Below are 26,155 nucleotides of genomic sequence, written 5' to 3'. Positions count from 1 at the left end.
TCTACGGACCGTCCCTGTTCGAGAAGGCGCCGGGCTCCTCGTCGGTGCGGCGGTCGTGTTCTGTGATGCGTCGTCGACGAGCACCACGACGTCGCCCCTGCGGCCGCGGCGTTCCGGCGCCGGCTCCCGCCCCCTGCCGATCCGTCAGAACGGAACGGGCTGCGCCCGAAGGGCCGGCGGCGGCACGGGAACCTGGTCCGGTACGAAGCCGTGGGCGCGCCGGGCCAGGTCGGCCGCGCCGTAACGGCGGCAGTCCTGGTGCCACTTCAGGATTCCGGCCAGCCAGTTCTGCAGCTCCACCACATAGCCCTCCATGATCCCGCGCACCTCTTCGGAGAGCTTGAAGTCCTCGTACAGGATGGGCAGTTCATGGGCGGCGACGTGCTGGAACTGCTCCATGCGCTGGGTCATCAGGTCATGGACGATGCCGAGCGCGGTCGGATAGTCGCAGCCGAAGAAGTTCTGCACGACGAGGATGCCGTTGTGCACCTCTCCCTCGTACTCGATCTCCTTCTGGTACGAGAAGACGTCGTTCAGGAGCATCGCGTAGTCCATTGCCGCGTTCTCCAGGGAGCGGACGGGTCCGCTGCGGTAGACCTCCGGCGGCACGGCGGGACCGTGGCCGAGGCGGCACAGGCCCATGGTGAGCTCGGAGCCGAAGGTGGCCCGGCGCATCTCCAGGTAGTCGACCGGGTCCGGGATGCGGTTCTGCATCTGGTTGGACAGCTCCCACAGCCAGCTCTCCGTCATCACGTCGACGGCCGCGCGCAGGGTGCTCCGGGCGTCCGGGGTCATCTTCGCGGTGGTGCGCCGCCACAGGTCGATCAGGCCGCGTTCCATGCCGTTGACCGGAACGGGGGCCTCCTCGCCGTCGACGGGCATGCAGGCCGACAGACGTGCGGTGGTCAGCTTCGCGGCGGCCAGGTCGCGGCGGTTGCCGAAGAGCAGCGGGTAGTAGTCGTCGCCGTAGGTGCCCCAGGCCAGCCACTGGGAGCTGAGGTCGAGGCTCTCGGGGGTCGCGTCGGGGTGGATGCCCGCGGCGCAGAGCGGAAGGTCGTAGGCGATGAGTTTGTCCTCGTCCCAGACGCCCTCCTGGAGCATGCCGGTGGTGTGCATCCAGGTGACGAGGCGGTCCCGGGCACCCGCGAGGTGCGGGCTGAGGGTGACCTCGAAGGGCATGTGGAAGTCGGGCAGCACGGAGGGTCCGACCTTCTGGAACGGGACGTGGGTGTACGCGCGCAGCCGCTCCGCCCCGGCCGCCGAGAGCAGCGCCCCGACGTCCGCGGCGGACGTCCCGAACCCGTTCATGGCGAAGGGCCTGGCCTCGTCGACGGCGCCCTCGTTCATGTAGCGGCTGGAGCGCAGGTGCCATTCGTGGCCGCCGGACTGCCAGTCCTGGAGACCCTGGGCGTACGCCGCGACGGCGCCGGTCTCCGGCGCGGTGAGTCCCCTCTCCACGGCCAGCGCCGGTACTTCGGTGAGCGCGGTGTGCTCGAACTGGTGGAGGCGTGAGGTGAGGATGTCGTTGACGGTCTCGGCGGCCTCCTGTGTCGTGCAGCCGAAGAACGTCTCCAGGACGAGCACTCCGTTGCTGAGTTCGCCCTCCTCCTCGACCTCGCGCTGGTAGGAGAAGAGGTCGTTGCGCAGGTGGACACCGTCGGAGAACGTCTCCATCAGGACGCGCAAGGGCCTCGACTCGGCCACGCAGGCGGGTACTTCGGCGGTCGCGTACTCGACGAGGCCCGCCGACCAGGGGGCGCCGCCCACCTTGCGGCGCATCTCGATGTACTCGACGGGGTTGGAGATCCGCCCTTCGTTGATGTTGGACAGTTCCCACATCGACTCGTTGAGCAGATGCTCCGTGGAGACGGCGAACCGCCTGCGCCAGTCGGTGGACATCGAGGGCACCGTGCGGGCCCACAGGTCGGCGAGTCCCGCCTCGACGGGATTCTCCGGCTCGGGGACGGGGGTGGACAGGTCGAGCGGCATGAAGAGCGGGAGCCTGTCCAGGTAGGCCTTGCCGCCGGCGCGGTCCTGGGTGCGCTTGAAGGTCTCCAGGAAGTGGTCGTCGAAGAAGAACACCCACACGTACCAGTCCGTGATGAGGGAGAGGGCCGGTCCGTCGCAGTCGGGGTGGGTGTAGGCGCACAACAGGCCGTAGTCGTGGGCGTCGAGGTCGGACTGCTCCCAGATGCCCGACCCTTCGAGCATGCCCATGTCGCGGGCCCACGCGACCGAGTGCGCCCGCGCCTCGTCCAGGTGCGGGTTCAGCCGGGCGGTGTACGGCATGTAGAAGTGGGGGAGTTGGAACGGCTGCGTCATGGCCGGGCCCTACCCAGGGCCCCGCGCGCACATCCGCAGGCCAGGCCATGATCACACCATCGCGTGAACCGTGCCGAAAGCCGCACACGACGGCCTCCCGGTCAGCTCGGGACACCCCGCCGCCCCGCCGTCTCGCCTCCGCCGCGACGCGGCCCCCTTGCCGGCCCGGCCCCCGCCCGCCACCGTGTCCCTATGGTCTTCCTCGCACTCCCCCGTGCCGCGCGCGGCGACGCCGCCGGCGTGGTGGGACCCGGCCCGTCCGCCGCCCGCCCGGTGTCCGTTCGGATGGAGCCGGACCCCGGACGGCACACCGGGGGGCCGGCATCGTGAGCGCGGCTCCGCCTCGGGACGCGCCACCCGTGCCGGACGTCTTCGACCCGCGCCGGTACGCCGACGGAGTGCCGCACGCCGCCTACCGTGTCCTGCGCGATCACCACCCCGTGGCCTGGCAGGACGAGCCCGAGGTGCTGGGCTGGCCGGCGGGCCCCGGGTTCTGGGCGGTGACCCGGCACGCGGACGTGGTCCGGGTGCTCAAGGACTCGGTGACGTACTCCTCGTTCCTCGGCGCGACCCAGATCCGCGATCCCGATCCGGCCGACCTGCCGTTCATCCGGCGCATGATGCTCAATCAGGACCCGCCGCGGCACGGCGCCTTGAGACGTCTGGTGAGCCGCGCCTTCACCCCGCGCCGCGTGGACCACTTCGCGTCGGCGGCACGCGAACGGGCCCGCACGCTGATCGGGCGGGCGGTGCGGGAAGCTCGCGCGGGCGACGGCACCAGCGACCTCGTCGGCGCCGTCACCGACGAATACGCGCTGCTCAACCTCGCGGACCTGCTGGGGGTTCCGGAGAGCGACCGGGGACTGCTGCTGCACTGGACGCGGCGGGTGATCGGCTACCAGGACCCCGACGAGGCGGACCCCGTCGCCCTCGGCCCGACGGGGAAGCCTGTCGATCCGCGCTCCCCCGCGATGCTCGGCGACATGTTCGCCTACGCGCGCCGGCTGGCCGCGTTCAAGCGGCGCCGTCCCGGTGACGACGTACTGACCACGCTCGCCACCGACACCGAACTCGCCCCGGAAGAAATGGAGATGTTCTTCTTCCTGCTCACGGTCGCGGGCAACGACACCGTGCGCGGCGCGGCCCCCGGGGGCCTTCTGGCACTGGCGGAACACCCTGAGGCGTACGACGGCCTGCGCTCGGGCCGCCACCGTCTCGACACGGCCGTCGAGGAGTTGCTGCGCGTGCACCCGCCCGTGCTCACGTTCCGCCGGACGGCCGCCGTGGACACGGAACTGGCCGGCCGGCGGCTGCGCGCGGGTGACAAGGTGGTCGTCTTCCACGCCTCGGCCAACCACGACGAGCGGGCCTTCACCGACCCCCACCGGCTCGACCTGTCCAGGGCCCCGAACCCCCATGTCTCCTTCGGTGACGGCCCGCACGTCTGCCTGGGCGCCCACTTCGCCCGGCTCCAACTGCGGGTGCTGTACGAGGAGACCGTGCGGGCCGTGCCCGCGCTGCGCCCCGCCGGGCCGCCCGGACGACTCGTCTCCAACTTCATCAACGGCATCAAGTCCCTGCCGCTTCAGGTGACTTGACAGTTTCCAGGAGCCGGGCGCGCGGTCATCCGTGTCGCGCCTGGATCAGCGCGTGGGTTCCGCCGGTGCGCCAGCGCTGGCCCTCGGCGGCGTCGAGGGCCGCCTCGACGGCGGGGGTGAGTCCGACGACGACATCGGACTTGAGCGTCCGCAGCGCGGCCACCGGGCCGGGGAAGTAGGCGGTGGCGGCGGCGAACGGGGTGGTGGCGGGGTAGAGCCGGTCGCCGATGAGCCGGCGGTAGTTCAGATCACCCTTCAGCAGGGTCACGTCGGCCGCGGCGAACTCCCGTCGGAGGTCGTCGGGCAGATCGGCGTACGGCAGCGGGCCGCAGGCGAAGGGGTGGGTCCGGACGGTGAGCCGGCCCTCGGACAGGGCCGCCCAGAGACGGTTCCCGGCCTCGCCGGCCGCTCCCTTCGCGGCGGCCAGCCGGCGCAGAGCGTCCAGCACGTCCGCCGCCGTGGCGTCGGACACGTAGTACGGGTACGGCTTCACGTACAAGTCGGCCCGCCCGATCCGGCCGTGCCGCAGCAGGTGGTCGACGAGGAGGAGGTCGGGGATGAGTTCCCGGCCCGCGTTGTCCGCGACGAGGCAGAGGGTGCCGCCGTCGAACAGGGACCGCAGCACGTCGGCGTCGTTCGCCACGAGCTGGGACTCGGCCGCCGTCCGGCCCCCGGGGCCGTCCAGCCTGAACCCGAGGTCGGCGCGGTTGCCCCACAGCGAGCCGTGCAGCAGCGCCTCCTCCTGTTCCCCGGCCGGCCGCCGCGCGAGGTCGTCCAGCGCGGCCAGTTCCTCGTCGGCCTCCGGGGTGTCGAGCTCGGCGAGCTTGAAGGGGCGGAAGGGGTCGATGCCCTGCCACGGGCCGGGCACGAAGTAGCCGACGGCTTCGAGGAGCTTGCGGTAGAAGTAGCTCTCGGACCACAGGAACGGCAGGTCGAACCAGGACCGGCCGTAGTGCTCCCGGCCGCCCCAGGCATCCCACCGGCCGCGGTCCGCCGCCGACTCCAGGAGCGGTTCGACGACCCCCTCGGCGCAGTTCCTGAGCAGGGCGTCGAGCGCGTGGCGCTGTTCGGGACCGTACGGGAAGGCGTCCCGCACCTTCCGGATGAGCGCCGGATGCCGCTGCGCCAGCACGCTCCAGGGGAAGGAGCCCCGCACCGAGCTCACGACCACCGGGGCGTCGTCGGGGTCGGCGGCCGAGGGGGCGGGGGCGTCGGGATCGCGCATGCGGCTCACCGTACCGGCAGAACAGAAGGGGCCGTCCGACGCGGTGCGCGCCGAGCGGCCCCTCCCCCCGTAGAGCCCAGCGGTCGGCCCAGGCCCTGTCGCCACATCCCCGTCGTCCGCCCGAAAGACAGACGGGGATGTGACGACAAGGCCTGGATCGGTCGGCTTCGAGCCGTCGACCGTCGCGGTCCCGCGCGGCCCTGTCCTGGATCCGGGACGCGCGGCTGCCCTCGGCGGTCGCGCTGAACCATAGGCAGGCGGCCCGGCGGAGGGATAGCGGGAAAACCCTCGATCCGGCCGGTGTCAGGCCCTCGCCCGCCCGTGACACGACGAGGTGGTCCCGATTCGCGCGGATTGCGGATCCGGCTGAACACTCCACGCTCCGGATCCGTATCCCCCCGTACCCCGTGCGAGGAGTGCGACCCGGCCGCGCACGGTGGCCCGCCGCTTCGCCCACGCACCGAGGAGACGTTCCGGATGACCGCCTACCGCACCGCCACCGCGGCCGCTGTCGCCCTGGCGGCTCCGCTGCTGCTCACGACGTGGGCGGCGGGCACCGCGTCGGCGCACGGCGCGCCGACGTCTCCGGTCAGCCGGGTGTACGCGTGCTCGCCCGAAGGCGGCAGCCAGAACAGGACGGCGGCCTGCCAGGCCGCGATCGCCGCGAACGGCTCGCCCTTCACGGCGTGGGACAACCTGCGGGTGGGCGGGGTGGGCGGCCGGGACCGCTCGGTGATCCCGGACGGAAAGCTGTGCAGCGGGGGTCTGCCCGCCTACAAGGGCCTCGACCTGGCCCGCTCCGACTTCCCGGCCACGCGTCTGACGCCCGGCGCGGCCATGACGATGAAGTACAGCTCGACGATCGCGCACACGGGGACCTTCAAGCTCTATCTGACCAAGCAGGGTTACAGCCCGACGCGGCCGCTGAAGTGGTCCGACCTGCCGGACAGGCCGTTCGCCACGGTCACCGATCCCGCCCTGGTCGGCGGTGCCTACCGGATCAACGCGACGCTGCCGTCCGACCGCACCGGCCGCCAGATGCTGTTCACGATCTGGCAGAACTCCAGCACGACGGACACCTATTACTCGTGCTCGGACGTGGTGTTCTCCGGCGGGAGCGGGGCCTCGAAGCCGGCCCGGAGCACCGGGACCCCGGGGACCGCCGGGAGTGGTTCCGCCGGCAAGAGCGCCAAGAAGACCCCCAAGGCGACACGGTCGGCGTCCACGGCACCCAGTCCTGAGGTCCCGTCGCCGTCCACCGACTCGCCTTCCCCCGCGGCCGGTTCGGAGTCCGCGAAGGCGGGCACCGACGATCTGGCACCCGCCGCCGAGAGCACCTCGGGCGGCGGCCCCGGACTCCCCCTGGTCGCCGGAGGAGCCGGCGCGGCCCTGCTGCTCACTGCCGGCGTCGCGGTCGTGCTGCGACGCCGGCAGTGAACCGGGCTCCCGTGGGGGCTAGTTGACGAACACCGCCGGGCTGTCCGCCTGGCTGGTGTCGGTCACGGGGGCGTACTTCGCGGTGAAGTAGCCGTTCGCGAAGCACAGTGACGAGCCGGAGAACTTGGTGAACTGCTGGCTGGTGAAGCTGAGGCTGTTGTCGGAGTTGTCCGTCGTCCCGGTGAGGCTCGCCGCCCGGTAGACGCAGGTCAGCGTGCCCAGCAGGGAGCGCAGCTTGACCGTGGTCTGGATGGTGGAGCCGGCGGCCGGGGTGACCGTGACGCTTCCGTCGGAGCCCACCGCGGTGCTGTAGGGCAGGTTGTCGACCGTGATGCTGGTGACGCCGAGGACGCCGACGACGTTGCTGCTGCACGAACTGGCGCCGAAGGTGTGGCCCGTGAGGGTTTCGGTGGCCGTGCCGGGGGACGCCGGGTTGTCGGCGGCGGTCGCGGTGAAGGTCGACGCGGAACAGGAGACGCCGCTCGTTCCGGTGCTGCTGGAGTAGAGCGTGGCGTTGGTGCCGCTCGCCAGCGAGGCGGTGAGGACGTCGCCGACGGCGACGGGGGTTCCGCCGGCGCTGCCGGTGGTGAGGACCGCGACGTCGTCCGCGGAGGCGGGGACGATCGCGGACGCCGAGAGAGCGGCGACGGCGCCGACGAGGGCGAGCAGGGATCGAGTACGCATGGGGGGTGCCTCTTCTCCGATGGGGGTGTGGGTGCCTGACCGCGCCGGGGCGCGGGGGTGCGGGTCGAGAAGGTTGGCGCGTGTGCGGGGTCGAACGGGCCGCGCGCGACGGCGGGCCGGGACAGCGGGGCCCGCCCGCGGGAGTGGTGCGGTGATGGACCGCCGCCGGTCCGTGACGCCTTCTCCGTGCGCCACGGGCCGGCGGCGACAGCCGGGCGACCGGTACGGCCCTCGGGGGGAAGGCGACCGCGCCGGTGCCACGGGTTCGGGGAGTGGCCGAGGGGCGCGCCTGTTCGGCGTACGTGCCAGGGCCGCTCCGGAACACGCCATGACCGCCCCGCAGAGAGCGGGGTCCGGGAGGTGGGCGCGTCGGTGGACGGATCCGGCGCCACGGATCCGGGAAACAGGGAGAGTTGTAGACCTGATGGAGGGTCAACGTCAAGGCGCTGAAGGGAAGTTGGAGGTCAGCGCGGCTCTCCGGGCGACGCGTGTTCACGGGTGGGGCACAACAGGCACGGGTTTCCCACACGTGCCTTGACCCGTGCATGTAACCCCCGGTAACTTCCTCGAAGGCTACTGCCGCGTAACGAGAAAGCCCTTGCAACCGCCGGGAGGCGCGAGGAGGCGTACGCGGCAGCCGCTGTCCGCGCCAGGACAACGTGCCACTGAGCCCCACCCGCATCGATACCAGCATCGAACGTGCCCAGGGAGCAGACATGGCTTCGTCCTCGGACGCCACGGCGTCCAACGGTTCCACGCCCGAGACCCCGGAAAGCGGTTCAGCCGCCGGACAGGAGCGGCGCGGCCGGGTCCGGCTGCGCCGCGCCGCCGTGATGGCGCTGCCCGCCACCGCGGTCGCCGCGGGGCTGATGATCGCGACGGCACAGGGCGCCCTCGGTGTCCAGTTCGCCATCTCCGGCATGCCGTTCACGGTCACCGCGACCGAGCTGAACGGTACGGGCTTCGAGCAGTTCGGCGGCCTCGACAACATGGCCGAGGACAGCCCGAACGCCGGCGACACGGGCGGCCAGGTCCTCATCGTCACGTCGGCGATCAAGAACGCGACCCTGGATCACCTGTGCCAGAGCGTCGACCTGGGCGGCACGAACCTGCTCATCACGGCCGGCAGCGGGGCGGACAAGGTCCAGGCGACCAACCTGACCACCGACTCCACGGAACTGTCCGGCAACGCCTCCTTCAACAACATCGAGATCGGCAACGACGCCAGCACGCTCGACAAGGCCGGGGTCCAGGGTCCCAAGGGCGTGTTCAGCCAGCAGGCCGACACCGTGCGCATCGCGAACCTGCGCCAGACCAACTACGCGACGACGGCCGGGGTGTTCAAGCTCCCGGGCCTCAAGCTCCGCTTCAGCGACCAAGCCTGCTGATGCGTACCGAAGCGCGGACGGACGACTCACGGGACCTGAGGGACGCCTTCCGGCGGTGGCGCGCGAACCGCCCCTTCTGGGGCGGGCTGCTGCTCACCCTGGCGGGGGCGGAGATCCTGCTCACCGAGAAGGCGTCGCTGAAGGTCGTCCTGCACATCGGGATGCAGGGCCTCGCGGGCTACCTGCTGCCCACGGTGATGCTGCTGTGCGGCCTGCTGATCCTCTTCAACCCGGCCCAGCGCCTGTTCTACTCCCTGCTGGGGATCCTGCTGTCGCTCGGCACCTGGGTCACCTCCAACCTCGGCGGCTTCTTCATCGGCCTGCTCCTCGGAGTCGTCGGAAGCAGCCTCGCCTTCGGCTGGCTCCCCGACCAGAAGCCGCGCAGGCGGCTGCTGCGCCGCGAGCACGCCTGAGGCGGACGGTGCGGCGGGAACCCGACCCCCCACTGGCTTGCCCGCGCGCCCAGGGGAGACGGAATTGCCTCTACGCGCAGGGAAGTTGACACCGTACGCAGCCGGCACCCGGCGCGGACCGAGGGCCCCGCGCCGTCGCGTAGCGTGACGCGCCGTATGCGTATAGGTGTTCGGCTGCCGGGAGGTTCCTGATGGAAAGTCCACGTCCTTTGGTGATCGACGTGACCGGACGCGACATCCATGGGGAGGCCGCCCGGATCCGCGAGAGCGGACCACTGGCACGGGTGGAGCTTCCCGGGGACGTCGAGGCCTGGGCGGTGAGCGGTCCCGAGCTGCTGAAGCGGCTGCTCACCGATCCCCGGGTGTCCAAGGACGCGCGGCGGCACTGGCCCCTGCTGGCGAACGGCGTGATCACGCCCGAGTGGCCGCTGTTCGCCTGGGTGTCCGTACGGAACATGTTCACCGCGTACGGCGGTGACCACCGGCGTCTGCGCACGCTGGTCTCCAAGGCGTTCACCGCCCGCCGCACGGCAGCGCTCCAGCCGCGCATCGAGGAGATCACCCGGCAGCTCCTGGACCGCGTGGCGGAGGCCGGGCACGGCTCCCAGGTCGTCGACCTGCGCGAGGAGTTCTGCTATCCGCTGCCGATCCAGGTGATCAGCGAACTGTTCGGACTGCCCGAGGAGCGGGGTCCCGAGCTGCGCGAGCTGGTGGACCGCATGTTCGACACCTCGGCCGACCCGGGTGAAATGACGTCCGCCTACGGCCGGTTGTTCGTCGTCCTGAGCGAACTCGTCGCAGCCAAACGGGAGTCGCCCGGCGATGACCTGACCTCCGGGCTCATCGCGGCCCGCGACGACGAGCACGGCGGCGCGCTCAGCGAACAGGAACTGCTGGACACCCTGATCCTCATGGTGAGCGCCGGTCACGAGACGACGGTCAACCTCATCGACAACGCCGTGCACGCCCTGCTCACCCGTCCCGAACAGCTCGCGCACGTCCGGGAGGGCCGTGCCGGCTGGGACGACGTGGTCGAGGAGACGCTGCGGGCGGACGCGCCGGTCGCGAGTCTGCCGCTGCGGTACGCCGTCGAGGACATCGCTCTGTCCGAACTCGGCGGCCCCGACGGGACCGTGATCGCCGAGGGCGAGGCGATCCTCGCGGCCTACGCCGCCGCCGGACGCGATCCCGAGCGCCACGGCAAGGACGCCGATCAGTTCGACGTCACCCGCGTCGACAAGGAGCACCTCGCCTTCGGCCACGGTGTGCACCGCTGTCTGGGCGCGCCGCTGGGCCGCCTGGAGGCCCAGGTCGCGCTGCCGGCCCTGTTCGCCCGCTTCCCGGATCTCCGGCTCGCCGTCCCCGAGGAGGAACTGAGGCCGGTCGACTCCTTCATCTCCAACGGCCACCGCTCACTGCCGGTCCGTCTTTCCTAGGGACCTCCCAGGTCGGATTCCCGGGGTCCGGGTTCCCGGGCTCCTGGCTCGGGTCATTCCCCGTGCCACCAGGCGGCCGCCCGCGCCCAGGCGCTCCGAGGGCGGCCGGCCTCGGGGGCCCAGGGCTCGAACGCGGGCGGCGGAAAGGGGTCGGACGACGACCGCTCCGGGCCGTCGACGCGACCGTCCCCGAACCGTCCGCCGCCGGACCGTCCCTCCCGGAACCGCCCGTCCCCGGGCCGTGCGTTCCCGGAGCGTTCGACGGCCGGGGCCGGCGGGAAGCTCACCGGCAGGGCGGCGAGCGCGCGGTGGAACGGGCCGGGACGCCACCGGAGGTCCTCCACGGGAACCGTCAGTTCCATGTCGGGGATCCGGTCCAGGAGCTTCTCCACCGCGACGGAGGCGATCAGTCGCGCCGGACCCTGCGCGGGACAGGTGTGCGGACCGGCGCTCCACGCCAAGTGGGCCCTGTTGCCCGTGCGCTGACTGCTCGTCAGCGCCGGGTCCGTGTTCGCGGCGGCGAGGCTCACCACCAGTGGATCGCCCGCGCGCAGGGGCGTGCCCTCGTACACGACGTCGTACCGCGGGTAGTGCACGGCGTAGTTCGCGATCGGGGGGTCGGTCCAGAGCACCTCGTCGAGGGCGTCCTCCACCGGCAGGGTCCCGCCGGACAGGTCGCCCGCGAAGCGCTCGTCGGACAGCAGCAGCCGCAGGCCGTTCGCGATCAGGTTCTGCTGCGGTTCGGTGCCTGCCCCCATCAGCACGGCGAGGGTGTGGATCAGCTCCTCGTCGGTCAGCGCGGCCGGGTGTTCCATCAGCCAGGACGTCAGGTCGGGGGCCGGCCGGTGCCGCTTCAGCGCGACCAGGTCGAGCAGCGTGTCGATGAGCAGGTCGTACGCCTTCTCGGCGTCCACCCCGTCGAACATCCCGGACATGCCCTCGACCAGCCGGACGCCGTGCCCGACGGGACAGCCGAAGAGATGGTTGAAGACGAGCAGCGGCAGGACCTGCGCGTACTCGCCGAGCAGATCCGCCGTGCCGCGCGGCGCGAACCGGTCGATGAGGGTGTCGGCGCTGCGTTCGGCGTAGCCGCGCAGCGTGGCGGACTCGACGCGGGCGAGCGTGTCGGTGATGGCGCCCCGCAGCCGGCCGTGCTCCTCGCCGTCGGTGAACAGGGCGCTGGGCCGGTACATCATCATCGGGAGGACCGGGCTGTCCGCCGGGACGGTGCCGTCGGCGAGATCCCTCCAGTGCCGCGGGTCCTTGGAGAAGGTCTCCGGGCTGCGCAGGACGTGCAGCGCGGCGTCGTACCCGGTGACGAGGGTGGCCCTGACGCCGGGGGCGAGTTCGACGGGCGCGGTCGGTCCCGACTCCCGCAGCCGTCGGTAGACCTCCGTCGGATCGGCCGCGAACTCCGGCCCGTACAGGGACTGACGGGCCGGACAGCCGGGGGGAGGTACGGCGTTCACGCGTTCTCCAGTTCGCCGGTGCGGGCCAGCAGATGGGTGACGAGGGCGATCAGGGTCTCGGTGGCGGAGACCCGGTCGCGGGCGTCGCAGCGCAGCAGCGGGGTGGAGGGCAACAGGTCGAGGGCCTCGCGCACCTCGTCGAGGCTGTACGCGGGCCTGTTGTCGAAGTCGTTCAGGGCCACGGCGTAGGGAACCTCCAACTCCTCCAGCAGGCCCATGACTTCGAAGGAACGGTCCAGGTGGCGGGTGTCGGCGAGAACGAGGGCGCCGAGCGCTCCGCGCGTCAGGTCCCGCCAGAGTCCGGTGAAGCGCCGCTGCCCCGGGCCGCCGAACAGGTAGAGGACCAGCGTGTCGTTGAGGGTGACGCGGCCGAAGTCGAGGGCGACCGTGGTGGTGACCTTGTCCCGGGTGCCCGTCAAGTCGTCGACGAGGGAACCGGCCTGGGTCATGACCTCCTCGGTGCGCAGCGGGCGTATCTCGGAGAGCGCGCCGACGAACGTGGTCTTGCCGACCGCGAAGTGGCCCACGACCAGCAGCTTCACGGCGTTCCGCACGCCGTCGGGCAGATACGCGGTCTCAGAGGCGGGAGCGCAGTCCATCGAGCACCTCCTGGAGAACGCGGGTGTCGGTCGGCGGACCGGCGGAGGGGATCGGCGCGCGGGTGACGAGGTGACCGCTGTCCATCAGGTCGGCGACCAGCACTTTGGTGACGCTGACGGGCAGTTCCAGATGGCCAGCCACCTCGGCCAGCGACAGGGCCCCGGGGCGGCACAGTTCCATCAGCCGCCGCGCCTCGGGGCTCAGCCCGGTGAGCGGCGGGCCGGCGGCGGCGATCAGCAGCGTGACGAGGTCGAGGGTGTTGCGTGTGGGCTGTGAGCGGCCGCCGGTGACGACGTACGACCGCACCAGCCGTTCCCCGGGACGACGTCCGGGCGGTGTCATGCCGGGCTGCCGGTGTCCTGCCGGGCGGGGCTGGTCAGCTCCTTGCCGAGTCGGTCGACCATCTTGTGCATGCGGTAGCTGACCGCCTCCATGTCGACGTTCTCGGTCGTGGACACCGCGAGGTGGGTGCCCTCGCCCGCAGCGACGAGGAAGACGTACCCGTGCGCGAACTCGATCAGGGTCTGCCGCCAGGGCGTGTCCGGGCTGCCGCAGAACTCGGCGGTGCTGCGGCTGATCGACTGCACGCCGGACAGGCCGGCGGCCAGCCGCTCGGCGTCGTCCCTGCCGATGTCCGCGGAGTGGGCGCGGAGCATGCCGTCGGTGGACAGCAGGATCGCGTGCCGGGCTTCGGGCACCTTCAGGACCTCGTCGAGCATCCACCCCAGCTCGTTGGTCATGGGCGCGGTCATCCCTGTGTGCTCCCTTCGATCGAGTGCGGTGTTCCGTACGGGGTCCCGGCGGCGCTCGTGGGCACCTCGGGTCCGTCCGCCGACGCTCCGGGGCCGTCCACCGCCCCGGAGACGCTCGTCTCCCCCGGCACGGGGGCGTCCTCCGATGTCACGGAGCCGTCGGCGGGCGCGAGGGTCTCGGGCCTCGCGGGAGTGTGCGGCGGTTCGGGGGCGGCCGGGATGCCGGTGGTGTCCTGCTCCGCGCGGCCGAAGCGGGTGCCTCGGGCGAACGCCCCCATGCGCCGGGCGTTCTCCTCGGCCGACCGCGCGCTGACGTCCTCGGCGGGCACGGCGGCGGACTGTCCCGCGAGGCCCGGCGGCCCCGGGACCCGGCGCCGCCGTTTCGGCAGGCCGCCGGCCGTCGTCGTCTCGACGGGCTCGGCCGACCGCCGGGTGGGAAGCACCGGCGGCGCGCCCGTCGCCCTTCGGGCCGGCGGCGAGGGCTCGGCCCACGGGGGTGCCGCCACGGCCGGGGCCGGATGCGTGAGCAGTGTCGTGGGCAGGAACACCACCGCTCGCACGCCGCCGTACGGGGACCGGGTGTCGACCGAGACGCTGAATCCGTACCGTGCGGCGAGTACGCCGATGACGGCAAAGCCGAACTGCGGAGGGTCGTCGAGCCGGGTCACGTCCACCAGGTCGCGGCCGGTCAGCAGTCCGGCCGCGCGCTCGACCGCCCCTCCGTCCATGCCGACACCGGCGTCGTCGATGACCACGCAGGCGCCGTTGTGCGCCGCCTGGACGGTGACCTCGACGGTGGTGTCGGGCTGCGAGTGGCGTGCCGCGTTGTCCAGCAGTTCGGCGACGGCGAGGACGACCGGTTCGACGGCACGGCTCTCGACGGCGATGTCGACCTGTCCGTTGACGCGGACGCGCCGGTAGTCCCGGACGCGGGAGGTCGCGCCCCGCACCACCTCGATCAGCTCGGAGGTACCGCGCTGCCGTCCGGGCCAGGAGCCGCACAGGACGGCGATCGCCTGGGCGCGGCGGCCGAACTGGGCGTTGGTGTGGTCGATTTCGAGCAGGTCGCGCAGGACGTCGGGGTGATCGTGCCGGTCCTGCATCTCGGCGATGGACACCTGCTGCTCGTTGGCGAGGGCCTGGATCGAGCGCATCGACGCCTTGAGCGCGGACTTCGCGGACCGGTCGGCCCGCGCCTGTGCGTGTCCCACCGCTTCCGAGAAGTGTTCGAGGACGCTGTCGAGGTGCTTCGCGAAGTCCGTGCCGGTCAGGCGGGCTTCGAGCGGAGCGGTGGCCGGGACGCCCGGCGTGGCGTGCGGGTGCGGGGCGTCCTCCAGGGTGGACAGGCGGACTTCGGCCAGATGGCGCAGCTCCTCGTCGCGGGCCCGCAGGTCCTCCGTGAGATCGTCGGTCCGCCGGCGCTGCCGCGTGCTGATCCCGCGCTGACGCAGCAGCAGCACGGTGACGGCGAGCAGTCCGGCCGCCAGGAACCAGGACGCGGCCTCCGGTATCCGTTCGATCATGGTCCTCAAGTCCTCTTATGCGGAAACGCATTGCTGGGGCACGAGCTGGAACAGTGAGGGGTGGGGCGCGAGTTGGCGGGGCGCATGACGGTAGCCGCGCGTCGGCGTTCGCGCTTTCCCCTGCGCGCAAGGAAGTTGCCGCCATGCGCACCGGCTGTGTGCACTAGGCTGACACGGTGTAACTGCCCTCATCCGTACGGGAGTCGATGGTGGCCTTGCTCACGGGGAACTACCTGGTGGAAGCCCGGTCGACGGGTGCGGTGGAATCGTCGGAGCGAACCGACTTCTGGAGCGAGCACATCGGGTCGTACCAGTCCCGGATGGGCTACCGGTACAGCCGCACCGACGACTTCCGCGGCGAGACGGTCCGTCAGCGCTCCGAGGCGTATCAGCTCGTCAGGTTCCGGTCGGACGAGATCGAGTACAGCAGGACCGCACGGCAGATCCGTGAGGAGCCCGACGAGGACTACCGGTTACTGCTGCCGCTGACCGGGGAGATCGTCCTGCGCCAGGACGGTCACGAGGCACGGCTGACACCGGGGACGGGCACGCTCGTCTCGTTCGGGTCGCCGTTCCAGTGTGTCCAGGACGCCGCCACGCAGGCGTTCGTCCTCACGATCCCGGCCCGCGAGCTGGACGGCCCGCTGAGCCGCAAGTCGCCGCTGGCCACCGGCCTCGACCTGAGCAGGGGTCTCGGCCGTGTCGTCCGCTCGATGCTCGACGGTCTGTACGCCGAGCGCGACGATCTCACCGATGCCCAGTTCAACGCCGTGTCCGACCGGGTGGTGGAACTGCTGTGCATGCTCATCACCGGTGACGACCGCCCCGACGGCGGCCGTCATCTGTCCGACGTGGAGACGGTGGTGCGCCGCCACGTCCGCGAGAACGCCGCCGACCCCGGCCTCACCGGTACGTCCATGGCGCGCGCGCTCGGCTGGTCGCTGCGCCAGATCCAGCTCGCCCTTCAGCACGCGGGCACCACCCCCCGCGACCTGATCCGCGAGGAGCGGCTGCGTCTGGTCCGCGAACGGCTCCGCTGCGGCGACTGCGAACACCTCACGATCACCGATCTGGCCTACGCCTCGGGGTTCTCGTCGGCCAGCGCGCTGAGCACCGCCTTCCGGCAGCGCTTCGGGGTGAGCCCGCGCGAGATGCGCAACGGTGTCCGCGGGACGTGACCGCGCACCCGGGCCCCTCCCCCGTACCACCACCCACCCGGGCCCGCCCCCGGCCGCCACCTCCGCCGCGCCCACGGACGATCACGTCCTGGGACAATCGGTACAGGACGGAATCCCGGTCCAGGACGGGATCCCGGTGGACGACGGGCTGCTGCCCCGGGAGTGGAGATGGATCTGCGGCAGATGGAGGTCGTGGTCGCGGTGGCCGAGGAGGGCGGTTTCACCGCGGCGGCCCAGCGGCTGCACGTGGTGCAGTCCGCCGTGTCGAGCGCCGTCCTCGCGCTGGAGCGGGAGCTGGGCACCCCGCTGTTCGACCGCACCACGCACCGGGTGTCCCTGACCCCGGCGGGCGAGGCCTTCGTCCCGGCGGCGCGCGCCGCTCTGCGGGCGGCGGAACAGGCGCGGGCGACCGTCGACCTGGTCCGGGGACACCTGCGGGGCCGGGTCACCATCGGCACGGCGCAGGGCGTCTGGGCCGACCTCCACCGGCCGCTGGCCGCGCTGCGGGCCGAGCATCCGGGCGTGGTGGTGCGGTTGCGGCAGGGGTCCATGAGCGACATCCGACGCGGGCTGCGCGAGGGCAGTGTCGACCTGGCCGTGGTCGCACTCGACCGGCAGCGGCAGCGCGGTCTGGTGACCCGGCTGCTGTCGTACGAGGAGATGGTGCTGGTCTCCGCGCCGTCACGCCCGCTCGGCGGAGCCGGCCCCGACGGCACGGTCACCCTCGCCGAGGCGGCCCGGCTGCCGCTGGTGGACTTCGCGCCGGGCTGGGCGATCCGTCTCTGTACGGACCGGGCGTTCCGTGCCGCCGGTGTGGAACGGGAGACGGCCTTCGAGGTCGACGACATCGTGGCCGCGGCCGAGCTCGTCCGCAACGACCTGGGCGTCTGTGTCATGCCCGCCTCGATCGCGGGACGGTTCCCGGGCCTTTGGACCCACGCGTTCGCCCGGCACGCGCCGCACTGGAAGATCATGATGGTGCACCCCCGGGGCGATCCCCCTCCCGCGGTCGGCGCGCTCCTGCGGCACATGACCTGAGGACGCGCTCCGGCCCCGGCCGAGCCGCCGGCCCCGCTCAGGCGGACGCCGCGGGACGGGTGGACGGACGGGCGGGCGGCTGGGGGGTCAGCCGGTCCAGACCCTTGCGGTCGTAGTAGCGGGTCATCGCGAAGCCGAAGACGAGGGCGAGCACGGAGCCGACGGTGATCATGAGCCAGGCGCGGCCGAGCCCGGCGTCGGCCCGCGCGTCGAAGAACAGGATGGCGCGCACCCCGTCGCTGAGCTGGCGCATGGGCTCGAACACGGACAGGAACCGGTAGAAGCCGGGGACCGCCTGGAGCGGGACGGTGGCGCCCGAGGACGGCAGGCCCAGCACGATGAACACGAACATGGACACGAGCTGCCCGATCCCGCCGAACGCCGCGTTGATCGCCTGGACGCCCAGTCCGACGGCCAGGCTCGCGCAGTAGGAGTAGATCCACAGCAACGGCAGGTGGGTGGCGTCCATGCCCAGGATCGCGACGGTGGCCAGCATGACCAGGGAGACCGTGAGCACGGTGATCCCGGCGGTCATGACCATCTTCAGGAGCAGGGTCTGGGTGCGGCTGATCGGCACGGTCGGGCGGCGGGTGTGCCAGGGGCCGATCTCGTTGTCGGCGTAGCCGAGGGCCGTGTCGACGCCGGTGCTGATGAGGTTGCCGCCGAGGAAGCCGGCCAGCACCAGGAGCAGGGTGTAGTAGAACGCGCTCAGCCCGAGACCGCTGTGCGCGCCGATGGGGTGTCCGATCCTGGTGACGACCTGGACGGGGTCGGCGAGGAGCAGCCGCGTGGTGGCGTCCGCCCGCGCGGTCGCCGGGGACGCCGTCAGCTGCTTGCCGATGGTCGTGGAGCTCCGCTGGGCGGCCGCCGTGGTGATCCGGCTCGCGAGGGACGAACCGAGGCTGCCCATACCGGGGTTGGTCAGCACCGTCATGGTGGGCCGGACCGTGGCGTTCGCCGTGGTCAGCGCGGTCAGCGAGTCGGTGAAGTTCCGGGGGACGACGAGGGCTCCGTAGATCTTGCCGGAGGAGAGTTCGTCCTGGGCCTGGGCGCGGGTGAGTCTGCGCCAGCGGGCCGTGCCGGAGGTGTCGCCCCCGACGATGGCCGCGGTGACCTGGGTGCCCGCGTTCTGCCGCTGCCCCGGGGGCGGTTGACCGGTGTCCTCGTTGACCAGGCCGATCGGCAGGTGACGCAGATGCCCGTTGGGGTTGACGATGCCGCCCATGTAGAGCAGCGACAGCAGAAGTGCGAGCAGCCCCGTCAGCACGGTGGGCACCAGCCAGAGCTTCGGGCGCCGCAGGAGCGTGGCGGCGCGCGCCTGGGCGGGGGCACCGGCGGAGGCGGCCGCGCCGTCGTCCGTACCGTCGCGACCGCCGGGGCGGGTGACGGCACCGTCGTCCGCGCCCGCCCCGCGCGTGGGCTCCTCGGCGCCGTCGTCCGCGGGGTGATGGCTGTCGGCGTCCATGGTTCTCCGTAGGTTCCGGGGCGGCACGGGAGCGGCGATGGGCGCGCGGCCCCCGGCCGGGGAGTCCAGGGCCGCACGTCAGGCCAGGATCGGGGGTACGCGTGCACCTCGGACGCCGACTCGCCGAACCCCCGGGCACAAGGTCCGCCACCGGGACTCGCAGCCCACACCCCACCGAGCCCACCGGGCATCCGACACCAGCGTCGACACCTCCGGCACCGGGACGGTCTGGCGACCACCCCGGGCTCAACACGTCATCGGCCACAGCGTCCTGACGGTCTGGATCCCGCTGCTCCCGGGCACGCTCATCCTGTCGCCCCTGGTGCCGCGAGGTGCTGTGAACCGCGTCGACGGGGATCCGTCCGCCGCCTGCGCCGGGTGTACGAACGATGGGCTAACGTTCGCTTCCGTGAGAAGCCATCTGCGCATATGGATCGCACTGGCGCTGTCCGCCGCCGGTCTCGCTGCCCTGGTGGACAGACTCGCGCCCACAGCGCACCTCCTCACCGTCCTGCGCGACTGGTGGCCCCTCGCCCTGGTGGCCCTCGGACTCGGCGGCACCCTCCGGCTTCTCCTCGCCACCAAGAACGTCCTCCGCGGCCCCCTGGCCGTGGCCTTCGCCGGCGGTCTGCTCCTCCTCCTGACCCGCGACCCCCTCCCCGACTCCGTCCGCCCCTACCTGTGGCCTCTGGCGCTGCTGCTCGCGGGCACGTTCATGCTCGTCGGCATGGCGATCACCACGCCCTCCGTCGACGGGTCGCTCGTGACACGCCTGATCTCGGTGGCGGAGGCGAGAAGCGTGGTGTGGCCGCGCGGGGAGTTCTCCCTCGCCACGGTCACCGCCGTCGCCAGCGGGTGTGTGATCGACCTGCGGGGAGCACGGCTCCACGAAACGGTCGACAGCAACGGCAGGGTCGGACACGAGGCCAGACTCGACGTCACGGCCGTGCTCAGCGGGATCGACATCGTGGTCCCGGCGGACTGGGATCTCAAGGTCGAGCGCTATTCCGCCGGTTGGCGCCGACCGCAGCCGCTCGCTCCCGGTCCGCCGGCGAAGCCCACCCTCCACATCAAGGGGCTCTCGCTGCTCGGCGGGATCGAGATCCGTACGTCCGACGAGGTGTCAGGGACCCGCTGAACCGCCCTGTCCACCGGATCCGCCGCTGCCGGTGTCGTACGTCAGCGGGCGGGGCCGCGCGGTGTCGTCGTCCCGGGACCAGTAGTACATGAGCCGCTTGTTGAGGGCGCGTTCCTTCGTCGTGTCGGCCGGCATCGCGAGGTTCATCTCCTGCAACAGCTTCAGCCGGTAGACATCGAACACCGCCGCGACCGATTCCCCGTAGGTCGTGGCCGCGTGGACAGAGGCCCGGTAGGCACACCACGACAGCACGGCGAAGACCGCCGGAAGCACCAGCCACCGCGGGTGCGTCAGCAGGAGTCCGGCCGTGGTGGCCGAGGTGAGAGCGAAGGAGAGGCACAGCCGGGCCGCGGTGTCGAGCTGGTTGCGGTCGTCCGAGATCGAGCGCAGCACGTCCTGGGGAAGGACGTAGTACAGACGCGGCCATGCCAGCAGGGCGTCGAGGTCGTAGGGACGGCCGGCCCGTTCCTCGGCCGCGCGAAGCCGGTTGCCCAGGGTGGTCGGCAGGACGGGTGCCTGGTCGGGCATGAGAGCGAGCCGGAACCGCGCGGTCGCGGTGCCCGGTTCGTCCGGCAGCTGTTGCTTCTGCCAGGCAAGCCTGGACCTGCGGTTCTCGTGCACCCAGGTGCGCAGCCGGGCCAGCCGCCCGAGCGGTCCCGTGGGGCTGACATAGCCTTCCAGGAGCCGGATGGAGGCGAGTTCGAGCGGCTGCAGCAGCAGCCCGGCGATGAGCGCGCCGGCTGTCGCGACCACCGCACCGGCCCAGCCGTGCGAGCCGGCGTTGCCGAGAAGCCGGCTCATGGTGGGGGCGTGGGAAGGCGCACCGCCGAGAACCAGCGCTACCACCACGGTGATGAGCAGGGCGGAGGGAAGGATGTTGACGAACTTCAGCCTCGGAGTGAGGTCCGCGTCCACGACTCCCAGCGCGCTCAGCTGACTCATCCGCTCTCCCCATGACTCGCGCAGCGAAAGAAGGACGCGTGGTGACGGGCCTCGACGTAGGCGTCGATGGGCGTGTCCACGGCGCACCCGGGCTCCGGGCACCTCACGTCCAGGTTCCGGTCACCGTCCTCGGCGGGATGACGGGTGCTCAGTCCGTGATCCGGACAGTGATCACGGTTCGTGGGACGGAGCAGGAACCGGGCCCAGCGGCACCCCTCGGGCGCCGTGCAGATGAACAGGCGCGCGTTCGCGAGAGGCCAGCCGTGTCCCGGCATCCTGCCTCCGGAGAATCTCATCTGGAGGCGGAGGAGCAAGCGCACCGCCGTGAGCGGCCCCGGTCTGAGCGACGGCATGAAGTCCCCCTGCGCGGGAAGAACGAGGGACCTAGAAGGTAGGCCCCCCGGTGCCACCACGTCGAGGGCACGTCACAGTCGAGGGCGCCCCACCACAGCGGGCCTTCGCGGAGCCGGCCCCGGTCGCGCCCCGAAGGCGCCTCGGCGCCTTCGGGGATGCAGCCCGCGTCAGCCCTCGTCCGGGGTCAGCCGCAGCGAGATGCTGTTGATGCAGTACCGCTGGTCCGTCGGCGTCGCATACCCCTCACCCTCGAACACATGACCGAGGTGCGATCCGCAGCGGGAGCAGCGCACCTCCGTCCGCACCATTCCGTGCGAACGGTCCTGGATCAGCTCGACGGCGTCGGTGTCCTTCGGGTCGTAGAAGGACGGCCAGCCGCAGTGCGACTCGAACTTCTCCGTGGAGGTGAAGAGTTCGGCGCCGCAGGCGCGACAGGAGTAGACACCCTTCGCCTTGGTGTCGGTGTACTCGCCGGTGAAGGCGGGTTCGGTGCCCGCCTTGCGGAGCACCGTGTACTCGGCCGGGGTCAGCTCCGCGCGCCACTGCTCGTCCGGCTTTTCGATGTCGTACGACATGAAGCTCAACCCCTCACGTTCAAGGAGGCCCGCCACGGGGCCACGGTCACTCGGCCAGGCGGGCGAGGATCTCGGGTCCGAGATCCGTCACGTCGCCGGCGCCCATGGTGAGAACGAGATCACCGGGCTTCGTCATTCCCGCGATGACGGACGGGACCTCGGCCTTGTCGTGGACGGGCGTCACCTCCGCGCCCGCGGTCCGTGCGGCCTGGATGATCAGCTCGCTGGTGATACCGGGGATCGGGTCCTCGCGGGCCGGGTAGATGTCCAGGACGACCGAGGAGTCCGCCAGCGACAGGGCCTCGCCCATCTCCCTGCCCAGTTCCTGGGTACGGGAGAACAGGTGCGGCTGGAAGACCACGAGGATGCGGCCCGAGGCCCCGGCGCGCATGGCCTCCAGGTCGGCGGTCATCTCGGTCGGGTGGTGCGCGTAGGAGTCGACGACCTGGACGCCGGCCGCCTCGCCCTTGAGCTGGAGGCGGCGCTTCACTCCGGTGTACGAGGCGAGCGCGGGGGCCAGCTCGGCGGCCGGGACGCCGAGGGCGACCCCCGCGGCCAGCGCCGCCACCGCGTTGTGCGCGTAGTGGCGGCCGGGTACGGAGACCGCGAAGGTCAGCTCGGCGCCGTCCAGCAGGACCGTCACCTCGCTCTTCAGGCCGTGCGGGACCACGGAGAGCACCCGGACGTCCGCGTCGGCGGCGTCTCCGTACGTCACGACGCGCACACCGCGGCCGGTGACCCGGTGGGTCAGCTCGCGGGCGCCCTCGTGGTCGGCCGAGATCACCAGCGTGCCGCCCTCGGTGACGCGGTCCACGAACGTCTCGAAGGACTCGTAGATCTCTTCCATCGACGCGTAGTTGGCGTGGTGGTCGAGTTCCACGTTGAGGATGATCGCGACCTCGGGCGCGTACTTGTGGAAGCTGCGGTCCGACTCGTCGGCCTCGGCGACGAAGATCTCGCCCTCGCCGTGCAGGGCGTTCGAACCGGGGGCGTCGAGGTCGCCGCCGATGGCGTACGACGGGGCGAGGCCGAGCGACGACAGGGACACGGCCAGCATCGAGGTGGTGGTCGTCTTGCCATGGGTGCCGGCGACCGCGATCGGGCGCAGGCCGTCCATCAGCCGGGCGAGGGCGTCCGAACGGTGGACGACCGGGATGCCGAGCTCGGCCGCGCGGGCGAGCTCCGGGTTGTCCGCGCGGATCGCGGAGGAGACCACAACGCAGGTGGCGTCGGGGGCGAGGTGGCCGGCCGCGTGCCCGATGTGGACCGTGGCGCCCAGCGCGCGCAGCGCCTCGGCGGTGGCGGACTCCTTCGCGTCACTGCCCGCGACCTGGGCTCCGCGCTGCGCGAGGATCTTCGCGATGCCCGACATCCCGGCGCCGCCGATGCCGATGAAGTGCGGTCGGTCCATCGCGGTAGGAAGGCCGGGTGCCATGCGTGTTTCTCCCCAAGATCCGGTACGAAGGTGGGCGCGCTCTCCCGAGGGGAACGCGGGCCCAGCCTATGGGGTGCGGCGGACAGCGCCTCACAAGGGACACCGGCGGACGCGCCCGGGCGCCCGGGGACTCACGCCCGGGCCGCCCCCATGTCCCCGGTTCCGGGAGCCCGCTCACGCCGGCCCCCGGAACCGGGAGCAGGCTCACGCCTTGCTGTGCGAGAACAGCTTCAGGACCGGCACGCCCACCTTGTGGCGGGCGCGGGAGGCCCAGTCGCGGTGGAAGAACTCCTCCACGTAGTGGGGGTCGGTCAGCACGATGACCTCATCGGCCTCCACCTGGTCGACCAAGGTCTTCAGCGCGTCGAGGGGATGGTCCTCGATGAGCCGGCCCTCGGCCGTGCTGCCGGACCCGCGCAGCGCCAGCAGCGACACCTCCAGCGCCCGCTCGCCCTGGCCGGCGGCCTCCTCGCCCTCCGGGGTCTCGCCCTCGTGGGTCGCCTCGTCGAGCTCGCCCATCGCGACGTCGTCGATGGCCCGCAGCAACCGGTCCGCCTGGTCGCCCCGGGGCTGGAGGAGCACGTGGAAGGCGACCACCTCGTCACCGTGCAAGGTGGTCACGAACTCCACGTCGGCGGACGTCAGGGCCTTCTCGATCATCAATACGCTCGTGAACACGACAGGCGCCCTTCTCGTCCGTGGGCCGTCCCGGCCCCCTGCGGAAACCATCCTGCCCCGTAACAGCACGGGTACTGCGCGAATTAGTGTGCCCGGCCGAAGAGAAACGGAATCTACTATTCCGACTGTCGGCCGGATCGACCGTACCGGCTGTACAGGAACCCGGCCTCTTCCAGCAGGGACACCAGTTCGAAGTGCTGGGGAACCGGTACCGAGGGCCCTCCCGCGATCCGCTGGGCGTCACCCGCGGCGAGCATCGGGGCCAGCGTCAGACACATCTCGTCCAGGACACCGGCCGCGATCAGCTGGCCCAGCAGCCTCGGTCCGCCCTCGGTCAGCAGCCTGGTGTGCCCGAGGTCGCCCAGGGCCCGTACGGCACGCGCGGGGTCGACCCCCATGCCGTCCCCGGCGACCACCACCCGCACACCCGCCCGCTCGGCCTCGGCGACCCGGTCCGGCGCCGCCGCGGCCCCGGTCAGCACCAGTGTGGGCACCAGGGGCGAGGTGAACAGCGGCAGCGCGAAGTCCAGGTCGAGGCTCGCCGTGACCACCGCGATCGCGGGCGCGGGACCCTGCCCGGCGGCCTCCCGCAGCGCCGCGAAGGCCTCACGCGCGCGGGCCGGCCGGTAGCCCTCCTGCCGCACCGTCTCGGCTCCGACGACCACGACGTCCGCGAGCCCCCTGAGCACACCGAAGATCCTCATGTCGGTGGCGTTCGAGATGGGCTGCGAGCGCCCGTCGTGCTGGGCGGCGCCGTCGAGCGTGGAGACCATGTTGGCCCGGAGCCAGGGCCACCGGACCTCGGGATAGGCGTACGCCTCCGCCAGCTCCCCGAGCCCCCACTCGCGTTCCGTCGCATCCGCCCCGGAAGCCTCGCGGGAGGCCTCGGCTGCTGTTTCATCGGTCACAGGGAACAGGCGTCGCATGACGTGCAGTCTGGCACGCGGCATAGAGTGGGGAACCGTGTCGTCCACCTCCACCGCCTCCGCGATCGACCCGATAGCCGAAGCGGCCCCGCTGTCCCTGTGCGCCCGCGAGCCGCACGTCCCCGCCGACCGGCTCGTCGCCGAGATGGTGCCGCCGCCGCGCTTCGACTCGGTGCGCTTCGCCACGTACATCCCGGACCCGAACCAGCCCAGCCAGACCGAGGCCGTAGGCATCCTCGAAGCCTTCGCCGGGGGTCTCGGCGGGGCGCACGCCGTGGGTACGCCCAAGCGGAGGCTGTTCGGCCGCGGCAAGGCCCCGAAGACGCCGGCCGGGCCCCGGGGTGTCTACCTGGACGGCGGTTACGGCGTCGGGAAGACCCACCTCCTGGCCTCGCTGTGGCACGCGACCCCGGCGGAGCCCGCGCTCAAGGCGTTCGGCACCTTCGTCGAGCTGACCAACCTGGTCGGCGCGCTCGGTTTCCAGAAGACCGTGCAGACCCTCTCCGGGCACCGTCTCCTGTGCATCGACGAGTTCGAACTCGATGACCCGGGCGACACCGTCCTCGTCTCCACCCTGCTCGGCAAACTGGTCGACGCGGGCGTGGCACTGGCCGCCACCTCGAACACGCTTCCGGGCAAGCTCGGCGAGGGCCGGTTCGCCTCCGCCGACTTCCTGCGGGAGATCCAGGGCCTGTCCGCGCGCTTCCGTTCGCTGCGCATCGACGGCGAGGACTACCGCCACCGCGGACTGCCCGAGGCTCCCGCCCCGTTCTCCGAGGAGCAGGTCACCAAGACCGCGTACGCCACCGACGGCGCGTCCCTCGATGACTTCCCGCACCTGCTCGGCCATCTCGCCCGCGTCCACCCCAGCCGGTACGGCGCCCTGACGGACGGGATCAAGGCGGTCTGCCTCACCGACGTCCAGCCCGTCCCGGACCAGTCGACGGCGCTGCGGCTCGTCGTGCTCGCCGACCGGCTGTACGACCGCGAGGTACCGGTCCTCGCCTCCGGAATGCCCTTCGACCGGCTGTTCAGCGAGGAGATGCTGAACGGCGGCTACCGCAAGAAGTACTTCCGCGCGATCTCCCGGCTGACCGCGCTCGCCCGCGACGCGAAGGGGCTCGTGGAGGGCGACGGATCCTAGGATCCGTCCTCCTCGCGCGTCCGCCCCGCGCAGAGCGGGGCGGCACCGGCCGCGCCCGCCCTCCACGGGACCCGTTGCCAGGCACTCCGCCGAACGCCCTTCCTGGCGCCCCGCCCGCCCTCTTCCCCGCGGGCGGGCCCGCCAAAGACCGCGCTCCCGCGACGTAAAGTGGAAATATCAGGTAATTCGGGCGGCCTGGAAGGTGGTCCTGATGATCCAGGAACTCATCGCGGCGATCGCGGTGACCGCTTCCGCCGGTGTGGTCTACGTCGCGGCCGGTGCGAGGGTCGTCAAGCAGTACGAACGCGGCGTCGTCCTCCGCCTCGGGCGGCTCGCGGGGGAGGTCCGCCCTCCCGGCTTCACCATGGTCGTGCCGTTCGTGGACCGGCTGCGCAAGGTCAACATGCAGATCGTGACCCTGTCCGTGCCGGCCCA

24 protein-coding genes are annotated in these 26,155 nt (G+C 71.9%); 10 read left to right on the top strand and 14 right to left on the bottom strand.

The features are described 5' to 3' along the window. Positions 1-144: 144 nt before the first annotated feature. Complete coding sequence (gene cyc2, locus ACF07B_RS42235; protein WP_392182852.1) at positions 145-2,322, bottom strand: germacradienol/geosmin synthase Cyc2; 2,178 nt, start codon at positions 2,320-2,322, stop codon at positions 145-147. Between the two features lie 326 nt (positions 2,323-2,648). Between cyc2 and ACF07B_RS42230 the strand changes: the two genes are divergently transcribed. Then, complete coding sequence (locus ACF07B_RS42230; RefSeq protein WP_392182851.1) at positions 2,649-3,920, top strand: cytochrome P450; 1,272 nt, start codon at positions 2,649-2,651, stop codon at positions 3,918-3,920. Between the two features lie 25 nt (positions 3,921-3,945). On the opposite strand, the gene ACF07B_RS42225 is transcribed toward ACF07B_RS42230, so the two are convergent. Then, entirely contained in the window at positions 3,946-5,145 is a 1,200-nt protein-coding gene (locus ACF07B_RS42225) for a damage-control phosphatase ARMT1 family protein (protein ID WP_392182850.1), read from the bottom strand. 477 nt (positions 5,146-5,622) lie between these two features. On the opposite strand from ACF07B_RS42225, the gene ACF07B_RS42220 reads away from it, so the two are divergent. Beyond that, positions 5,623-6,582: a lytic polysaccharide monooxygenase gene (locus ACF07B_RS42220; protein ID WP_392182849.1), complete on the top strand. Its 960-nt coding sequence runs from the start codon at positions 5,623-5,625 to the stop codon at positions 6,580-6,582. A gap of 18 nt (positions 6,583-6,600) precedes the next feature. On the opposite strand, the gene ACF07B_RS42215 is transcribed toward ACF07B_RS42220, so the two are convergent. Beyond that, positions 6,601-7,266: a Tat pathway signal sequence domain protein gene (locus ACF07B_RS42215; protein WP_384236458.1), complete on the bottom strand. Its 666-nt coding sequence runs from the start codon at positions 7,264-7,266 to the stop codon at positions 6,601-6,603. A gap of 716 nt (positions 7,267-7,982) precedes the next feature. Here ACF07B_RS42215 and ACF07B_RS42210 point away from each other — a divergent pair. From ACF07B_RS42210 to ACF07B_RS42200, 3 genes are all read left to right on the top strand, one after another. Continuing rightward, a complete protein-coding gene (locus ACF07B_RS42210; protein ID WP_369482342.1) occupies positions 7,983-8,654 on the top strand; it encodes a DUF6230 family protein in 672 nt (223 codons plus the stop codon). Beyond that, positions 8,654-9,067, top strand: coding sequence for a DUF6114 domain-containing protein (locus tag ACF07B_RS42205; protein WP_369482343.1), 414 nt, complete (start codon positions 8,654-8,656; stop codon positions 9,065-9,067). Before ACF07B_RS42210 ends, ACF07B_RS42205 begins: the two co-directional genes overlap by 1 nt. A gap of 191 nt (positions 9,068-9,258) precedes the next feature. Next, complete coding sequence (locus tag ACF07B_RS42200) at positions 9,259-10,503, top strand: cytochrome P450 (protein WP_392182848.1); 1,245 nt, start codon at positions 9,259-9,261, stop codon at positions 10,501-10,503. A gap of 53 nt (positions 10,504-10,556) precedes the next feature. Here ACF07B_RS42200 and ACF07B_RS42195 read toward each other — a convergent pair whose 3' ends face one another. From ACF07B_RS42195 to ACF07B_RS42175, 5 genes are read right to left on the bottom strand one after another with little or no spacing between them, the layout of a single operon-like run. Next, positions 10,557-11,972, bottom strand: coding sequence for a cytochrome P450 (locus tag ACF07B_RS42195; RefSeq protein ID WP_392182847.1), 1,416 nt, complete (start codon positions 11,970-11,972; stop codon positions 10,557-10,559). Then, positions 11,969-12,571 (bottom strand): ATP/GTP-binding protein, encoded by a 603-nt coding sequence (locus ACF07B_RS42190; protein WP_392182846.1) that lies wholly within the window; start codon positions 12,569-12,571, stop codon positions 11,969-11,971. Before ACF07B_RS42190 ends, ACF07B_RS42195 begins: the two co-directional genes overlap by 4 nt. Continuing rightward, positions 12,549-12,914 (bottom strand): DUF742 domain-containing protein, encoded by a 366-nt coding sequence (locus ACF07B_RS42185; protein WP_369482347.1) that lies wholly within the window; start codon positions 12,912-12,914, stop codon positions 12,549-12,551. Before ACF07B_RS42185 ends, ACF07B_RS42190 begins: the two co-directional genes overlap by 23 nt. After that, positions 12,911-13,324: a roadblock/LC7 domain-containing protein gene (locus tag ACF07B_RS42180; protein ID WP_369482348.1), complete on the bottom strand. Its 414-nt coding sequence runs from the start codon at positions 13,322-13,324 to the stop codon at positions 12,911-12,913. Before ACF07B_RS42180 ends, ACF07B_RS42185 begins: the two co-directional genes overlap by 4 nt. Then, positions 13,321-14,847, bottom strand: coding sequence for an ATP-binding protein (locus tag ACF07B_RS42175; protein WP_392182845.1), 1,527 nt, complete (start codon positions 14,845-14,847; stop codon positions 13,321-13,323). Before ACF07B_RS42175 ends, ACF07B_RS42180 begins: the two co-directional genes overlap by 4 nt. A gap of 209 nt (positions 14,848-15,056) precedes the next feature. On the opposite strand from ACF07B_RS42175, the gene ACF07B_RS42170 reads away from it, so the two are divergent. Then, positions 15,057-16,025 carry a helix-turn-helix domain-containing protein gene (locus ACF07B_RS42170; protein WP_392182844.1) on the top strand — a complete coding sequence of 323 codons (969 nt, stop codon included), beginning with the start codon at positions 15,057-15,059 and terminating at the stop codon, positions 16,023-16,025. Positions 16,026-16,193: 168 nt separating this feature from the next. Beyond that, entirely contained in the window at positions 16,194-17,063 is an 870-nt protein-coding gene (locus ACF07B_RS42165; RefSeq protein ID WP_392182843.1) for a LysR family transcriptional regulator, read from the top strand. A gap of 37 nt (positions 17,064-17,100) precedes the next feature. Here ACF07B_RS42165 and ACF07B_RS42160 read toward each other — a convergent pair whose 3' ends face one another. Beyond that, complete coding sequence (locus ACF07B_RS42160; protein WP_392182842.1) at positions 17,101-18,528, bottom strand: YhgE/Pip domain-containing protein; 1,428 nt, start codon at positions 18,526-18,528, stop codon at positions 17,101-17,103. Between the two features lie 409 nt (positions 18,529-18,937). Here ACF07B_RS42160 and ACF07B_RS42155 point away from each other — a divergent pair, with 409 nt between their 5' ends. Next, entirely contained in the window at positions 18,938-19,666 is a 729-nt protein-coding gene (locus tag ACF07B_RS42155; protein ID WP_392182841.1) for a hypothetical protein, read from the top strand. On the opposite strand, the gene ACF07B_RS42150 is transcribed toward ACF07B_RS42155, so the two are convergent. From ACF07B_RS42150 to ACF07B_RS42130, 5 genes are all read right to left on the bottom strand, one after another. After that, positions 19,652-20,608 (bottom strand): hypothetical protein, encoded by a 957-nt coding sequence (locus ACF07B_RS42150; protein ID WP_369482353.1) that lies wholly within the window; start codon positions 20,606-20,608, stop codon positions 19,652-19,654. The two genes, ACF07B_RS42155 and ACF07B_RS42150, sit on opposite strands and share 15 nt — an antisense overlap. A gap of 521 nt (positions 20,609-21,129) precedes the next feature. Further along, positions 21,130-21,537: a peptide-methionine (R)-S-oxide reductase MsrB gene (msrB, locus tag ACF07B_RS42145; RefSeq protein ID WP_362405151.1), complete on the bottom strand. Its 408-nt coding sequence runs from the start codon at positions 21,535-21,537 to the stop codon at positions 21,130-21,132. Between the two features lie 46 nt (positions 21,538-21,583). Beyond that, positions 21,584-22,972, bottom strand: a complete 1,389-nt coding sequence (gene murC / locus ACF07B_RS42140) for a UDP-N-acetylmuramate--L-alanine ligase (RefSeq protein ID WP_392182840.1) — start codon at positions 22,970-22,972, stop codon at positions 21,584-21,586. A gap of 204 nt (positions 22,973-23,176) precedes the next feature. Next, positions 23,177-23,650 carry an indole-3-glycerol phosphate synthase gene (locus tag ACF07B_RS42135; protein WP_369482356.1) on the bottom strand — a complete coding sequence of 158 codons (474 nt, stop codon included), beginning with the start codon at positions 23,648-23,650 and terminating at the stop codon, positions 23,177-23,179. 116 nt (positions 23,651-23,766) lie between these two features. After that, on the bottom strand, positions 23,767-24,576 hold the full coding sequence (locus tag ACF07B_RS42130; protein ID WP_392182839.1) for a pyrimidine reductase family protein: 810 nt from the start codon (positions 24,574-24,576) through the stop codon (positions 23,767-23,769). Here ACF07B_RS42130 and zapE point away from each other — a divergent pair. Together zapE and ACF07B_RS42120 are read left to right on the top strand one after the other, a co-directional pair. Further along, the gene (gene zapE / locus ACF07B_RS42125; protein ID WP_384236437.1) at positions 24,575-25,720 is read left to right on the top strand and encodes a cell division protein ZapE; all 1,146 of its coding nucleotides are present in this window, start codon (positions 24,575-24,577) and stop codon (positions 25,718-25,720) included. The two genes, ACF07B_RS42130 and zapE, sit on opposite strands and share 2 nt — an antisense overlap. A gap of 211 nt (positions 25,721-25,931) precedes the next feature. Next, positions 25,932-26,155, top strand: a 224-nt coding sequence (locus tag ACF07B_RS42120) for an SPFH domain-containing protein (protein WP_392182838.1), incomplete at its 3' end; no start/stop codon positions are given.

This window comes from Streptomyces sp. NPDC015532 (assembly GCF_043078065.1).
Lineage (GTDB): Bacteria > Actinomycetota > Actinomycetes > Streptomycetales > Streptomycetaceae > Streptomyces.
This window is presented reverse-complemented; position numbering and strand designations above follow the sequence as displayed.

Bases quoted from the DNA above. Each gene is read 5' to 3' on its own strand.
- cyc2 (WP_392182852.1), bottom strand. From the start codon at position 2,322: ATGACGCAGCCGTTCCAACTCCCCCACTTCTACATGCCGTACACCGCC.
- ACF07B_RS42225 (WP_392182850.1), bottom strand. From the start codon at position 5,145: ATGCGCGATCCCGACGCCCCCGCCCCCTCGGCCGCCGACCCCGACGAC.
- ACF07B_RS42220 (WP_392182849.1), top strand. From the start codon at position 5,623: ATGACCGCCTACCGCACCGCCACCGCGGCCGCTGTCGCCCTGGCGGCT.
- ACF07B_RS42215 (WP_384236458.1), bottom strand. From the start codon at position 7,266: ATGCGTACTCGATCCCTGCTCGCCCTCGTCGGCGCCGTCGCCGCTCTC.
- ACF07B_RS42210 (WP_369482342.1), top strand. From the start codon at position 7,983: ATGGCTTCGTCCTCGGACGCCACGGCGTCCAACGGTTCCACGCCCGAG.
- ACF07B_RS42205 (WP_369482343.1), top strand. From the start codon at position 8,654: ATGCGTACCGAAGCGCGGACGGACGACTCACGGGACCTGAGGGACGCC.
- ACF07B_RS42200 (WP_392182848.1), top strand. From the start codon at position 9,259: ATGGAAAGTCCACGTCCTTTGGTGATCGACGTGACCGGACGCGACATC.
- ACF07B_RS42190 (WP_392182846.1), bottom strand. From the start codon at position 12,571: ATGGACTGCGCTCCCGCCTCTGAGACCGCGTATCTGCCCGACGGCGTG.
- ACF07B_RS42185 (WP_369482347.1), bottom strand. From the start codon at position 12,914: ATGACACCGCCCGGACGTCGTCCCGGGGAACGGCTGGTGCGGTCGTAC.
- ACF07B_RS42180 (WP_369482348.1), bottom strand. From the start codon at position 13,324: ATGACCGCGCCCATGACCAACGAGCTGGGGTGGATGCTCGACGAGGTC.
- ACF07B_RS42175 (WP_392182845.1), bottom strand. From the start codon at position 14,847: ATGATCGAACGGATACCGGAGGCCGCGTCCTGGTTCCTGGCGGCCGGA.
- ACF07B_RS42165 (WP_392182843.1), top strand. From the start codon at position 16,194: ATGGATCTGCGGCAGATGGAGGTCGTGGTCGCGGTGGCCGAGGAGGGC.
- ACF07B_RS42160 (WP_392182842.1), bottom strand. From the start codon at position 18,528: ATGGACGCCGACAGCCATCACCCCGCGGACGACGGCGCCGAGGAGCCC.
- ACF07B_RS42150 (WP_369482353.1), bottom strand. From the start codon at position 20,608: ATGAGTCAGCTGAGCGCGCTGGGAGTCGTGGACGCGGACCTCACTCCG.
- msrB (WP_362405151.1), bottom strand. From the start codon at position 21,537: ATGTCGTACGACATCGAAAAGCCGGACGAGCAGTGGCGCGCGGAGCTG.
- murC (WP_392182840.1), bottom strand. From the start codon at position 22,972: ATGGCACCCGGCCTTCCTACCGCGATGGACCGACCGCACTTCATCGGC.
- zapE (WP_384236437.1), top strand. From the start codon at position 24,575: ATGACGTGCAGTCTGGCACGCGGCATAGAGTGGGGAACCGTGTCGTCC.
- ACF07B_RS42130 (WP_392182839.1), bottom strand. From the start codon at position 24,576: ATGCGACGCCTGTTCCCTGTGACCGATGAAACAGCAGCCGAGGCCTCC.